Raw genomic sequence first — 13,063 nt, 5'->3', positions numbered from 1 at the left:
GGTGACGTCCACCCTGCGCGCTGGCTCCCGTATGGTTCTGCTGGTCGGCTCCCTGCTGGGTGGCCTGGCGGCGGCGCAGGCTCCGGTGCGGCCCGGCGCGGCGGTGGGCGCGTCCAGCGTAGGCCGCCTGACCACGACCACGCGCGTGACCATCTCGGACGTGCGGGCCAGCGCTGTGGAGGGCACTGCGGTCGATCCGGCGACGCTGGCCGCCATCCGCCGGGATCTGGGCCGCGCCGCGCCCGACTGGACACTCACGCTGGATGGGAAGGCGTTCACGGTGGTGACCGCCCGCAGCGCGCAGGACATCACCCTGCGAACCACGCTGGTGCTCGCCCCGGAAGGCGGCGTGGCGGCCACCGCACGCTCGACCCGCACGCTGGGCGCGGATGGCGGGAGCGGCCCGGAGCAGCTGGAGCCCATCCAGGGTGAAGCTGCCCCCCTGCCGCCCGGCTGGCCGCTGGACGGCGCGTGGAGTGGCGGCCCGGTTCCACTGACGGGCGACCTGAACGCGGCGCCGCTGCTCGACCTGCTGCTGCGGGCGCTGGCCGGGCCGGACACGCGCATGGCCCTGATGCAGGGCGTGCAGGCCGCACCCGTGCCGGTCGCCACCACGTCCATGCCTTCCGCTCCGGACGCCGATGGACAGCAGGGCACGGCCATCCAGCGCGCCTACGGTCCGTGGACGCTGACGACCGGAGGCCAGGGCACCCTGCCGCGCGTGACCTTCACCCTGGGCAGCGCCGTCGGGGAAGCGCAGGGAACCGGCACCATGACCCTCCGCCGGGACGGCCTGACACAGACCACGAGCAGCGAGACGCGCCTGCCCGTGCACGTCACGCTCGTCTCGCGCGGCGTGCAGGTCACCTTGACGCTGACCATTGAGCAGCGCAGCGAGTTCCGCCCGGCGTGACGAACGACGCCCGGCAGCGCCTGCACACCTGACCGCCCGTTACAAATGCCGCCCCGCAAACGCGCCATGCTGTGGTGAACGGAGGTTTTCATGGCCCGCATCACCCGGTACAGCAAATTCGAGGGCGAACTGGATCAGCTCGACTCCAGCGAACTCATGCAGATGATCCAGGAAGCGCTGCTCGGGCAGGGCATGAACGATCCGTACGACCCGGATCCGAACGCGCGCCCCAGCATGGACGACCTGTTCGACGCGATCCTGGAGGCCCTGGCCGAACGGAACATGATCCCGGAAGACCAGCTGATGGAGGCCATGCAGGCCGACGACGTCCGCCAGACGCCGCTGGGCCAGCAGATCGAGCGCCTGATGGACCGGCTCCAGCAGGACGGCTTCATCCGCAAGGAGTTCGAGGACGGCGAGGGCCAGGGCGGCAACGGCGATCCCGGCGACGCCAAGTTCAACCTGACGGACAAGAGCATCGACTTCCTGGGCTACAAGAGCCTGCGCGACCTGATGGGCGGCCTGGGCCGCAGCAGCGCGGGCGCACACGACACCCGCGAGTACGCCAGTGGCGTCGAGATGACCGGCGAACTCAAGAACTACGAATTCGGCGACACCATGAACCTCGACACGACCGCCACCCTGGGCAACGTGATCAGCAAGGGCTTCGACAACCTGGAGGAAAGCGACCTGGTGATCCGGCAGGCCGAGTACAACTCCTCGGCGGCCACGGTCGTGCTGCTGGACTGCTCGCACTCCATGATCCTGTACGGCGAGGACCGCTTCACGCCCGCCAAGCAGGTCGCGCTGGCGTTGGCGCACCTGATCCGCACGCAGTACCCGGGCGACACCGTGAAGTTCGTGCTGTTCCACGACTCCGCCGAGGAGGTGCCGGTGCACAAGCTGGCGCAGGCACAGATCGGGCCGTACCACACCAATACGGCGGGCGGCCTGCGGCTGGCGCAGCAGCTCCTGAAGCGCGAGAACAAGGACATGAAGCAGATCGTGATGATCACCGACGGCAAGCCCTCGGCCCTCACGCTGCCCGACGGCCGCATCTACAAGAACGCCTACGGCCTCGACCCCTACGTGCTGGGCGCCACCCTGCGTGAGGTGGCCAACTGCCGCCGCAGCGGCATCCAGGTCAATACCTTCATGCTCGCCCGCGACCCGGAACTGGTGGGCTTCGTGCGCCGGGTGTCCGAGATGACCAAGGGCAAGGCGTACTTCACCACGCCGCACAACATCGGCCAGTACGTCCTGATGGACTTCATGACCAACAAGACCAAGATGATCAACTGAACCCAGAACGCCGGGCGTTGAGCGTGTGGCTCTCTCAACGCCCGGCGTTCGTCTTACCCCATCTTGACGTAGCGGCCGGGCGTGAGGCCCACCATGCGGGCCATCGTCCACACCTGTCCCTTGTGGTGCGCCTCGTGCGTGACGAGCATGTCGAGCAGCTCCGACACGGCCATCTCCTGCCCGCCGACCCCCGGCCCCCGCCGCGTCAGGTCGTCGTCGCTCAGGGCGCGGATGGTGGCCAGCACGTTCTCCTGGCTGTGCTCCAGACGATCCCGCGCGTCGGCCAGGCTCTCACTGGGCGCTGGCGGCGCACCGGGCGTCTCGCCACGCGCCATGCTGACGACGCGCCCCGCGCTGCCCGCCAGATGATCGGCCAGCCGCAGGAAGGTCATACCGCCATCCCAGGCGCTGAAGTTCGCGTGCTCTTCGGGCAGGTTCGCGTACAGGTCGATCAGGGCGGCGCGGTGCATCTGGAACTGGCGGGCATGACGATCGACTTGGCTCATGAAGTCAGCATACGCCCGCCGTCCAGCAGGGCTGCCAGCCCACGCGAGGCCACGTCGCGCACGCAATACGTCATGAGGTGCGAGAGCTCGGTCTCGTCCGGGTTGACCTCAATGACGATGCCGCCCGCGTAACGGGTTTCCCCGGCCAGGCCGGCGGCCGGGTACACCGCGCCGCTCGTGCCGACGATCAGGGCCACGTCGGCCGCCTGGAAGGCGCGGGTGGCCGCGTGCAGGGCCTCTTCCGGCAGGTATTCGCCGAACCACACGATGTTCGGCCGCATGCGGTTCCCGCCCGGTGAGGTCGGCGGCGTGACCAGCAGGTCTGGGGCGGGCAACGGAAGCACCGCGCCCGTCACCTCGTCCCGCGCCGTCAGGAGGTTCCCGTGCAGTTCCACCATGCGCCCGCCGCCCTGGCCGCTCCCGGCGCGTTCATGCAGGCCGTCCACGTTCTGCGTCGCCAGGAAGAAGCCCGCGCCCTTCTCGCGTTCCAGCCGGGCCAGCAGGTGGTGCGCGGCGTTCGGCTGCGCGGCCAGCACGTCGCGGTAACGGCCCGCGTACCACTCCCAGACCATCTCAGGATCGCGCGCATAGGCGGGAGGGCTGGCGAGGTCTTCCGGACGGAAGCGCGCCCAGTGACCGGTCTGCGCATCGCGGAACGTTGGAATGCCACTCTCAGCACTCACACCCGCGCCGGTCAGCACCGCCACGCGGCGAGCGGCGTGCAGGGCGGCACGGGCTTGAGCAAGATCCATGCGCGCAGGCTAACGCGTGCAATGGCGTGGGCCACCTGACGCTTGGGCCACGCGCGCCACAACGGCAGAGTGTGGGGATGAACCTCCGAACGGAACCCTATGCCCCGCAAGCAGCCCGCTGGCCGGAGCAGGGAAAGCACATCCTGTCGCAGTCCGATGCGGAGCACATCGTCGTCTATCAGGCCTACCGGCCCGAAATCGCGAAATACGCGGTGGAAACAGGCCGCTTCGGCGGCGGCTTCAGTTTCACGCGCATGAGCTGGATCAAACCCAATTTTCTGTGGATGATGTCCCGCTCTGGCTGGGCCAGCAAGGACGGCCAGACCCATGTGCTGGCCCTGACCCTTCCAAGGGTGCACTTCGATTCGCTCCTCCGGGACGCGGTGGCGTCCTCGGCCACCGCCGCCCCACACCTCACGGCCGACGAGTGGAAAGAGGCGGTGGCCACCTCGAATGTGCGCCTGCAATGGGATCCGGATAACGCGCCGGACGGAAGGCCGCTGGCCCGCCGTGCCCTTCAACTGGGCCTGCGCGGCGAGACGCTGCGCCGCTTCGGTGACGAATGGCTGGTGAGCGTGGAGGACGTCACGGCCTTCGTCCACGAACAGCGCGGGAACCTCGACCGGCTGGAACGGCTGGTCACACCAGCGGAGGACGTGTATCCGGTCAGCGACCCAGGTACGCGGCAGCGGCTCGGCCTCACTCCTGAATGAATGCCGGCGGAACCGTGTCCGTCAGCCAGACGCCATTCTCACTCACGAAAAACGCATGCCCAGCGGCGTGCATCTCCCCTGCCCTGACGGTGAGGACTACCGGCTTCCCCCGCCGCGCGCCGACCCTGCGTGCGGTGTCCTGATCGGGCGAGAGGTGGACGTGGTGGCGGGTCATCGCCTTCACTCCGTCCCGGCGGATGGCGTCCAGCGCGCCGGGGTGCGTGCCGTGGTACAGCAACTCGGGGGGGGTGACCGCCTGGAGTTCCAGGTCGACCGGGACGCTGTGCCCCTGGTTGGCGCGGATGTGGTCGCCGCGCAGGCTGAAGCGGGTCTTGTCGCTGCCAGCCACGACGCGTTCGACATCGGCGCGGGTCACGTGCAGGTGCGCCAGCAGGGGCTCCAGCGGCACCCAGCCGCCGGCAGCCAGCGTCAGGCCCGCCTCCTGCGGGGCGTGCCGCAGCAGGTACGACAGTCGTTTCGAGAGGGTCAGATCGGTCATGGGAGCAGTCTCCCCTGTGGCCTCGTGGGCGACATCGGCCAGATGCCCGGCGGCCGCCACGCCGGATGGCTCAGCCCGGATCGGGTTGCCGCAGGGCCAGGCCCGCCCCGAGCAGCAGTACCAGGGCGCTGACGCCCAGGCCCAGACGCAGGCCGCCCGCGCTGTCGGCCAGGAGGCCGGTGAGGAGCGGGCCGCTGACCTGCCCGGCGGCGAACACGACCGTGAAGGCCGCGATGCCGCGCGCCCAGACGTGTTCCGGCAGCACCCGCCGGGTGATGATGGTGGTGAAGGTCACGACGGCCAGGAAGCTCAGGCCGAACAGGATGCCCGACGCGAACAGGGCGGCGGGGTGCGTGCTGAGCAGAGGCAGCGTGGCCCCGGCGGCAAGCGTGAGCATCTGCGCGGTCATGGCCCGCGCGCCACGGGCGGACGTGGCGAGGCTTCGCCAGACCACTGGATTCACGACGACCGCCATGCCCAGCACCGCCCAGAACGGTGTGACCAGCGGGCCGGCTCCATTGGCGCGCAGGAACGCGACGATGAAGGTCATGTACGCGATATACCCGATGCCAAAGCAGGTGTAGGCGGCCAGAGTCCACGCCAGCGGGCGCAGCGAGGCGGGCGTCTGCCCCGCCGGCGCCCCCAGGCCACGCTCCGGAAAGCGTGTGAGGGGCCGCAGGGTCAGCAGCAGGCAGGCCAGCGACGCGAGGCCCAGGGCCACCCACGCGCTCCGCCAGCCATCCGCGAGCAGGGGCGGGAGCAGTAGCGCCGACAGCATGATCCCGATGCCGCTGCCGCCGTAGAACACGCCCAGCAGGAGCGCGCTGCGTTCCGGATGGGCGCGCGCCGCCAGGGCCGCGAGGCCCCCGCCGCTGACGAAGACCAGGGCTCCGCCCAGGCCGGCCAGCAGACGCACGAGCAGCAGCGGGAGGCTCAGGCCCGTGAGCGCACAGGCGAGGAGCGAAGCGGCCGTCAGCATCAGGCCGCCGAGGAAGACGCGTTTTAGACCCCAGCGGGCGGTCAGGGACGTGGCGGTCAGGGCGCCCAGCAGGTAGCCCAGGGCGTTCGCGGCGTTCATGGCCCCCGCCAGCGTGAACGACCAGCCCAGGTCGGCGCGCATGACGGGCAGCAGCAGCGCGTATGCGAAGCGGGCGAAGCCCAGCGCGACCGCCCCGCCCAGCGACAGGGCCAGCATGTCCAGCAGGGCTGTCCGGGCGGCCACCGGCCGGGTCACGTCAGTTCAGCATGCGGCCACCCGGCGCGCCGCCCTGTTCCATCATCGCCTCGGCCTTGCGCAGGTGATCTTGCAGCGTGACGTGCCAGTCGTCGCTTTCCGGGGTGGAGGCCAGGGCCTGCTGCGCGTGCGCGTAGGCGGCGGCGGGGTTCGGGAAGCCCTGCTGCGCCATCACGTCGGCGGCCATCTGGTGCCCGGTAATCCAGTCGCGGCTGTCCGGAGCGGCCTCGCGGATCACGCGCTCGTAGTGTTCCAGGGCGTCGTCCAGCTGAAAGTAATCCATGGCGACGGATCCCAGCACCAGGCTGGCGGGCACGACGGCCCCCTGCGCGAGGGCCTGCTCGGCTTCCAGCTGCGCTTCCTGCAACCGCCCCAGGCGGTAATCACACTCGGCGATGTCGGCCAGCACCTCCGGGTGGTACGGGTACTCGGGTTCGTTCAGCACCGCTTCCAGCTTCTCGCGCGCCTCGACGGGCCGGTCGAGATCGAGCAGCGCCACGCCCAGCTCGTGGTTCGCGTAGGGCCGGTCGGCATCACCGGCGAGTTTCAGGGCGTCCGCGAATGCCTCCAGCGCTTCCTCCTGGCGCCCCAGCTGCGTGAGGATCTGGCCGCGCACCAGCGACACGCCGTAACTCGGGTCGCCGTGCTCGCGTTCCAGGCGGTCGGCCTCGCGGATCATGTCGAACGCGGCGTCCGGCTGGTTCAGGTTCAGCAGCGCCTGGGCGCGCAGGTAATGCCAGGTGGCCAGGCCCAGCGCCTCGTCCTCGCCGGGCCGCTGCGGGTACAGGGGCCGCGCCTGATCGAGCACAGTCTTCGCGTTCTCCGGCTGGCCCTGCTGGATCAGCAGCGCCGCCTGTTCCTGGAGCATGGTGGCCCGGTCGACCCCCTGCGCGAGGTGCGCCGCCTCTGCATACAGCAGCACGGCGTCCTGGGTGTGGCCCAGTTGTTCCTGCGCGTCGGCCTGCCACGAGCGCAGGCGCCAGCGCAGGTGCTCGGGCAGCTCGGTGCTGGCCAGGGTCACGTCCAGGGCTTCCTGCTGCCGTTCGGACAGGGCCAGCGCGCAGATGGCGTGGTACCGGGCGAGCGGATCGGCCGCGCCGGTCGCCAGGGGGGGCGGCGCGGCGGCGTCCGGGCCGCGGGTGCGGGCGTCCAGCTCGGCCGACAGCGCCTGGTACAGCGGATCGCTGCGCAGGGCGGGGTTCAGGGTGCGGGCCTCCTGCAGGGCCGCGCCCAGGGGTTCGGTGGCGGCGTCGCCGTACAGGGTGTGCATGCTGCCCAGGTACAGGGCCAGCCGGGCGCGGACGTCCTTGCTGGCCTCATTCATGGCGTGTTCCAGCACGTCGAAGGCCGAGTCGTACTCGCCGGTGGCGAGCGCCGCAGTGGCCTGGTGCCAGGTGGTGGCCGCGTCAATCATTCTTCCTCAGGATAGCGCGCAGGCACCGCGTTCCGGAGTGACCCGAACAGCCCCCGACGGCGGAAGGCTCAGCCCCGCAGGAACCGCAGCACTCCCCAGAGAACCAGCACGCCGCCCAGCACCAGCGGGCCGACCAGGGTGGGCAGCAGCCACGGCACCTGCCGGCCCAGCCGAGCCGAGCGCAGGCGCGCGTCCGCGAGCACCGGGGCGGGCAAGCCGCGCGCCGCGAAGGCCAGTAGGGCGGGAACGATCACCAGATCGTCACCCAGGCCGAGCAGGGGCACGCCGTCCGGCAGCAGGTCGACTGGGCTCAGGGCGTACAGCAGCGCTCCGGCCGCGATCCATTTAGCGCGGTCCGGGGTACGGCGGTCACGGACGGCATACAGCAGCGCGAGCGCGTCGCGCCAGATGGGACGGAGGCGGGCCAGCACAGGAGACAGGATCACGGGGTGAATACGCGGCCCGGCCGGGGAAAGTTCCGGTGCCCGCCGCTTTACGCGGAGCCCGGCGAACTGGTACACTCCTGGCTTGCAGCGGCCGCCCGCCAGGGTGCGCCGCCCGGAGGAATCAGGAACCGAGCTCGCCCCGGCGAGTCCACGTGTACCGCGAGGACACGTAACGATGACGGGAACACGCACTCACGCACGCCTTCACCCCCACCTGCGGGGTGTGTGCTGACTGCCCTGCCCGTCACCGGTTCCTCACCTTCCGGTTTCGGGCGTGTTCCTCTGCTTCCCAGTGTCCGCCCGGATGTGCTACAGTCCCTGTTTGGTGACCCGCCAGGCGGCGGGTGCGAGCAGGGCACAGCAGTCCAGCGACTCCGGGCAGCGTTCCGGAGCGCGGCAAGGCAGGAGAGAAACATGTTTGCAATCATTCAAACCGGTGGAAAGCAGTACCGCGTCTCCGAGGGCGACGTGATCCACGTCGAGAGCCTCAGGGGTGAAGCGGGCGACAAGCTCGACCTGACGCCCCTGTTCGTGGGCGGAGACCAGGCCCTGTTCGGCGACGCCGTCAGCAAGTTCGTGGTGAACGCCGAGGTCGTGGAGCACGGCCGTGGCCCCAAGATCTACATCCGCAAGTACAAGAGCGGCGTGCAGTTCCGCCGCCGCACTGGCCACCGCCAGGACTACACCACCCTGAAGATCACCGGGATCAAGGGTTAAGGGGAGGCTGAGACGACATGGCACACAAGAAAGGCGTAGGTTCGTCCAAGAACGGACGTGACAGCCAGCCCAAGATGCTGGGCGTCAAGAAGTTCGGCGGCGAGGTCGTGCTGGCCGGCAACATCCTGGTTCGCCAGCGCGGCACGAAATTCAAGGCCGGCCCGAACGTGGGCATGGGCCGCGACCACACCCTGTTCGCGCTCGAAGCGGGCAAGGTCGTGTTCACCAACCGTGGCCGCACCGGCCGCTTCATCAGCGTCGAACCCGTGCAGGCCGAGATCGCAGCAGACTGAAGTCCAGCTGTTCCAGTGCGCCCTGCCCGCAAAGAAGGGCAGGGCGCATTTTCTTTTGCAGCGCCAGAAGCACGTTTTTACGGCGTTCATAACACAGGGCATCACAACACAGAGGGAGCAAGATGGCGTTTCGTGACGTACTGAATATTGAGGTGAACGCCGGGAACGGCGGCGACGGCTCCATGAGCTTCCACCGGGCGAAGTACATGGAGAAGGGCGGCCCGGACGGCGGGCACGGCGGGAAGGGTGGGGACATCATCCTGCGGGCGATCGAGGGCGTGGAGTCGCTGGAGCGCCTGCTGGGTCGCCGGAAGTTCAAGGCGCAGAACGGCGCGTACGGCGAGGGCCGCCTGCGCCAGGGGTCGGACGGCGAGGACATCTACATCGACGTGCCGGTAGGCACCACGGCCTTCGACGAGGACAGCGGCCGCGTGCTGGCAGACCTCGTGACGGTCGGGCAGGAGAAGATCATCGCGCAGGGTGGACAGGGCGGGCGCGGGAACAGCACGTTCACGAGTTCCACGCGTCAGGCCCCGAGGTTCGCGGAGCTGGGCGTGCCGGGACAGAAGCGCCGCGTGCGGCTGGAACTGAGATTGATCGCGGACGTGGGCCTGGTCGGGTACCCGAACGCGGGCAAGAGCAGCCTGCTGGCGGCCCTGTCGCGGGCAAACCCCATGATCGCGGAGTACCCGTTCACGACCCTGTCGCCGATTCTGGGCGTGGTGGCGCGTGACGGCCAGGACGAGCGCTTCACCATGGCGGACATTCCGGGCATCATCGAGGGCGCCAGCGAGGGCAAGGGCCTGGGCCTGGAATTTCTGCGCCACATCAGCCGCACGCGCCTGCTGGTGTACGTGCTGGACGTGACCCGCAACCCGGTGGAGGAACTGCGCTCGTTGCAGGCCGAGTTGCAGGCGTACGATCCGACGCTGCTGGAGAACGTGGCGATGGTGGCGCTGAACAAGGTGGAACTGGTCGAGGCGGATCTGGCGACCATGGTCGAGGATGAACTCTCGGAGTTCGGCCTGCCCGTGCTGAAGGTCAGCGCCAAGGAAGGCCTGGGCCTGCCGGAGATGCGCGAGACGCTGTTCCAGATGATGCCCGCCTTCGAACTGTGGACGGAGCGGCACGCGCTGGAGCTGGAGCCCGACACGGTGGTCGAGGAACCCCTGCGGGTCGAGTTCCGCATCGATCCGGCCGCGCGAGGCGTGGGCATCATCAACGACGGCCAGCCCGAGCGGGTCTGGTCGGTGCATGGCGGCGGCTTCGAGGCGCGCATCACGCGCTTCTCGCGGTACCTGGAGGACGCCTCCGAATACCTGGGCGGCGTGTTCAAGCGCCAGGGCCTGTACAACGCCCTGAGGCGCGCCGGCGCCCGCGCGGGCGATACGGTCGAGATCGGCGCGCACCGCTTCGAATACTTCGACGATGAGGATCAGCGCGACTGACCATGCCCACTGAGCGCGCCGGCGGCGGGGATCCCCTGCCCCGGCGCTACTTCTTATCGGGGATCGTGTAGGTCGATCCGCCCAGCCGCAGCAGGCCCAGATCCGGCCTGCCGCTCTTGTCCGGCAGCGTGTAGGCGAACAGGCGCTCGACGTGCCCGTCGCCGTACGTGAGTTCCAGGGTGTAGCCCGTGACGCGGTACGTGCCGCTGTTCTGCCGCTCGGTGGTGACGGTCACGCCGCCAGTCACGGTGCCCAGGTTCGTCCCGGTGTCGGTGGTGGTCGCGCTCACGCCGCCGCTGCGTTCGCGGCTGAAGCGCCCCTGCGGCGTCAACGTCAGGTTCGTCTGGAACGCACCACTCACGGTGCTCGTACCGCCGCCCACGAAGGACTTCGACTCGTACGCGCCGTTCAGCTTCAGGCCGTCCAGCTTGAGCAGGGGCTGGTAGGTGTCGCCACCGAGCTTCAGGGCCGCGCCCGACTTGGCCAGGGTCATGGGCTTGTCCTGACCGATCACGATCTGGCCGCCCTGCACACGGTACACCTCGCACACCGGCAGGCCGTTCGGATGCGTGCGGGTACAGTCGGCCTCATCGAGACCCCGATCGGGTTCGTGCGGGTACACGTACCCGGCCTTGTCGAAGACGTACACGTCCCAGCACAGGCCGCCGCACCCGCCATAGCCCGAGGCGGCGAGCGGATCCGGGTACCAGCGGGCATACGCGCCGCTCAGGCCACCGCTGCCCTTCGGCGGGGCGGGCGCTTTGGCCGTGCCGTAGCGGGGAATCGGCGTGGGCTTCACGGCCTTCATGCACTCGCGTTTCGGGCTGGAGATCCGCAGGGTACGCACGCCCATCGCGTCCTCCTGGTAGGTGCCGCTCGTGTCGTCCAGCGGGCCGCCCGTGAAGTCCAGGGAACTCCAGTCCTGATCCTGATCGCTGCGGAAATCCGTGCTGTACCGGCCCCCCTGCCCCCCCAGGCGGTACGCACCGGCCGCGAGAATCTCCAGGGTGCCGCCGCCCTTGCCGCTGCCGTCGGTCAGGGTGCAGGGATAGGAGGCCACGGCGGGCGTGCGGAGCCGGAACTCCAGCAACTGCCGGTTCTCGCGCGGGCCGCGCTGGTAGCACTCGAACCTCAGGGCGGTGTCGAGTTGGGCCTCGCCCACGTCGCGCAGGCTCAGGGTCTGGCCGTCGTTCCCGAAGGTCAGGTAGCCATAGGCGCCGTCCAGCGGGCCGCCCATCCAGTCGGTCTTGATCAGGCTGCTGTCCTTGTGAACCGTGTAGCTGCCCGAGCCATACGCCGTACGGTACTTGCCGCCAGACAGGATCTGGACGGTCAGTTCCGGCGTGAGGCTGCTGCCACCCTTCTCCTGGTAACAGCGGAATTCATCGGGGATCACGGCCACCTCCGGATTTCCTCCCGCCGCGATGAACTGCGCGGCGTTCATGGGCTTGACGGCGGGCAAGGCCGTTTTCGTTCCGGTCAGGGGGCCGCCCGCCGGACTGCTCCCCGTGGCCGCTCCACCACTTGCCGTTGCCGGCGCGGCCGAGCGGATCAGCGACACGTAATCGGTCTGGTACCGCTTGAAGGCCTCGAGTGTGGGGGTGACCAGCACGTAGACCGTGGCCGTGCCGGTGCCCGACAGGCGGGCGGTGTAGAAGCGGTACTGCGTGGTCTGGGCCAGCTTGACGGTGCTGGCGGCGGCCAGCAGGGTCACGCCGCCGGAAGTCGTTGCCGTCACGTCACTCTGATCCGTGACCTGCCCATCGCTGGACAGCTGCTTCACGGTGGCCGCGAACCACGTCCTGGCCTCGCCGCTGACCTTCTGGTCGGGAATGACGAGCATCAGCCCGGCCGAGACGCCACCGGAGGGCGCGAGGGTCGCCATGCCGCTGGCAACGCTGGCCGTCCAGCCGTCCGGGGCCACGTAGGTGGCGCTGCCCACCTTCGCGGCCTGCACCGGAAAGCCGAGCAGGGCGAGCAGGAGGGCGGACAGGAGCACGCGCCGGATCACCGGAACGACCCCGCTCCACGGAGCCACCGCTGGGAGGGCAGACCGACGCGCTGTGGTCGTGGTCATTTCTTCTGCACCACGAAGCCCTGGTCGGTCAGGGTCAGCAGGGTCAGGTCGAAGCCCAGGTCACGGGAGGTCTGGGCCAGCTGGTCACCGAACTGTGCCAGAGCTTGCGGCTGATCCTTCCATGCCTCGGCCAGCAGCCCGTACAGCACGACCTGGAGGGTCAGCGGGTCGCTCAGCTGCTGCCGGGCGGCGTCGGTGCTCCCGGTCACGCCGGGTACTTGGAGCAGCAGGGACTGAAACTGGGCGCGCAGGCCCTGCATCTGGCGGGGCGTGGGATCGTCGGTGCGGCGGCGGGTCATCAGCCACGCGTAGCCCCAGTAGGTGGCCCAGGCGTCGGCCACGTTGTTCACGCTCATGCCGGGGCCGAACAGCCGCCGCTCCTCTTTCTCGATCTGGGCGAAGAGGTCGGTGCCCGCCAGGGTCTTTCGCAGTTCGGCCGCGAGGTCCGGACTCTGCCCGGCCACCAACGTCAGGAAGTCATCGATCGCCTTCTGGCGCACCTGGGCCGAGGGTTTGAAGGTCAGCACGGCGGCCTTCGGCGTGGACGCAGCGGGCGGGGTGCCCACCTGACCCATCAGCTTGAAGACCGAGCCGGACAGCCCAGCGGGGACTGGCGCCGTGGTCGCGGGTGTCGTCTGGGCCGACGCGTGGGAAAGGGCGAGGGCGCTGAGCAGCAGCAGGGAACGCAGCGCGTGTCGGGTACGGGAAGGTCCGTTCGGCATCGTGTCTCCTGGAATGGAATGGTCGGC

General features: G+C 69.5%; 14 protein-coding genes. 6 read left to right on the top strand and 8 right to left on the bottom strand.

Translation table 11 applies throughout. The annotated features are described in order from the left end of the window. The first annotated feature begins 1 nt into the window (after nucleotide 1). Both E7T09_RS00265 and E7T09_RS00260 read left to right on the top strand, forming a co-directional pair. Nucleotides 2-913: a hypothetical protein gene (locus tag E7T09_RS00265; protein ID WP_136387158.1), complete on the top strand. Its 912-nt coding sequence runs from the start codon at nucleotides 2-4 to the stop codon at nucleotides 911-913. A gap of 90 nt (nucleotides 914-1,003) precedes the next feature. Beyond that, the gene (locus tag E7T09_RS00260) at nucleotides 1,004-2,215 is read left to right on the top strand and encodes a VWA domain-containing protein (protein WP_136387157.1); all 1,212 of its coding nucleotides are present in this window, start codon (nucleotides 1,004-1,006) and stop codon (nucleotides 2,213-2,215) included. Between the two features lie 53 nt (nucleotides 2,216-2,268). Here E7T09_RS00260 and E7T09_RS00255 read toward each other — a convergent pair whose 3' ends face one another. Both E7T09_RS00255 and E7T09_RS00250 read right to left on the bottom strand, forming a co-directional pair. Continuing rightward, nucleotides 2,269-2,721 carry a DinB family protein gene (locus E7T09_RS00255; protein WP_136387156.1) on the bottom strand — a complete coding sequence of 151 codons (453 nt, stop codon included), beginning with the start codon at nucleotides 2,719-2,721 and terminating at the stop codon, nucleotides 2,269-2,271. Continuing rightward, a complete protein-coding gene (locus E7T09_RS00250) occupies nucleotides 2,718-3,473 on the bottom strand; it encodes an NAD-dependent deacylase (protein WP_136387155.1) in 756 nt (251 codons plus the stop codon). Before E7T09_RS00250 ends, E7T09_RS00255 begins: the two co-directional genes overlap by 4 nt. A gap of 77 nt (nucleotides 3,474-3,550) precedes the next feature. On the opposite strand from E7T09_RS00250, the gene E7T09_RS00245 reads away from it, so the two are divergent. Continuing rightward, nucleotides 3,551-4,186 (top strand): DUF4291 domain-containing protein, encoded by a 636-nt coding sequence (locus E7T09_RS00245; RefSeq protein ID WP_136387154.1) that lies wholly within the window; start codon nucleotides 3,551-3,553, stop codon nucleotides 4,184-4,186. Here the strand turns inward: E7T09_RS00245 and E7T09_RS00240 are convergent. The 4 genes from E7T09_RS00240 to E7T09_RS00225 all read right to left on the bottom strand — a co-directional run bounded on the left by E7T09_RS00240 (nucleotide 4,173) and on the right by E7T09_RS00225 (nucleotide 7,779). After that, nucleotides 4,173-4,685 carry an RNA 2'-phosphotransferase gene (locus E7T09_RS00240; protein ID WP_136387153.1) on the bottom strand — a complete coding sequence of 171 codons (513 nt, stop codon included), beginning with the start codon at nucleotides 4,683-4,685 and terminating at the stop codon, nucleotides 4,173-4,175. The two genes, E7T09_RS00245 and E7T09_RS00240, sit on opposite strands and share 14 nt — an antisense overlap. A 70-nt stretch (nucleotides 4,686-4,755) precedes the next feature. After that, on the bottom strand, nucleotides 4,756-5,919 hold the full coding sequence (locus tag E7T09_RS00235) for a YbfB/YjiJ family MFS transporter (protein WP_240741538.1): 1,164 nt from the start codon (nucleotides 5,917-5,919) through the stop codon (nucleotides 4,756-4,758). A gap of 1 nt (nucleotide 5,920) precedes the next feature. Further along, entirely contained in the window at nucleotides 5,921-7,333 is a 1,413-nt protein-coding gene (locus E7T09_RS00230; RefSeq protein WP_136387152.1) for a hypothetical protein, read from the bottom strand. A gap of 68 nt (nucleotides 7,334-7,401) precedes the next feature. Continuing rightward, complete coding sequence (locus E7T09_RS00225; RefSeq protein WP_240741537.1) at nucleotides 7,402-7,779, bottom strand: YkvA family protein; 378 nt, start codon at nucleotides 7,777-7,779, stop codon at nucleotides 7,402-7,404. A gap of 414 nt (nucleotides 7,780-8,193) precedes the next feature. Here E7T09_RS00225 and rplU point away from each other — a divergent pair, with 414 nt between their 5' ends. The 3 genes from rplU to obgE all read left to right on the top strand — a co-directional run bounded on the left by rplU (nucleotide 8,194) and on the right by obgE (nucleotide 10,237). Continuing rightward, on the top strand, nucleotides 8,194-8,496 hold the full coding sequence (gene rplU / locus E7T09_RS00220; RefSeq protein ID WP_136387151.1) for a 50S ribosomal protein L21: 303 nt from the start codon (nucleotides 8,194-8,196) through the stop codon (nucleotides 8,494-8,496). Nucleotides 8,497-8,513: 17 nt separating this feature from the next. Then, the gene (rpmA, locus tag E7T09_RS00215) at nucleotides 8,514-8,789 is read left to right on the top strand and encodes a 50S ribosomal protein L27 (protein ID WP_136387150.1); all 276 of its coding nucleotides are present in this window, start codon (nucleotides 8,514-8,516) and stop codon (nucleotides 8,787-8,789) included. Between the two features lie 122 nt (nucleotides 8,790-8,911). Continuing rightward, nucleotides 8,912-10,237 (top strand): GTPase ObgE, encoded by a 1,326-nt coding sequence (obgE, locus tag E7T09_RS00210; RefSeq protein WP_136387149.1) that lies wholly within the window; start codon nucleotides 8,912-8,914, stop codon nucleotides 10,235-10,237. Between the two features lie 46 nt (nucleotides 10,238-10,283). Here the strand turns inward: obgE and E7T09_RS00205 are convergent, their stop codons facing one another. Beyond that, nucleotides 10,284-12,314, bottom strand: a complete 2,031-nt coding sequence (locus E7T09_RS00205; protein ID WP_136387148.1) for a hypothetical protein — start codon at nucleotides 12,312-12,314, stop codon at nucleotides 10,284-10,286. Continuing rightward, entirely contained in the window at nucleotides 12,311-13,036 is a 726-nt protein-coding gene (locus E7T09_RS00200) for a DUF6683 family protein (RefSeq protein ID WP_136387147.1), read from the bottom strand. Before E7T09_RS00200 ends, E7T09_RS00205 begins: the two co-directional genes overlap by 4 nt. Nucleotides 13,037-13,063 lie beyond the last annotated feature (27 nt).

This window comes from Deinococcus sp. KSM4-11 (assembly GCF_004801415.1).
Classification (GTDB): domain Bacteria; phylum Deinococcota; class Deinococci; order Deinococcales; family Deinococcaceae; genus Deinococcus.
Note: the sequence above shows the minus strand (reverse complement) of the source record. Positions and strands in the feature narration are given on the sequence as shown.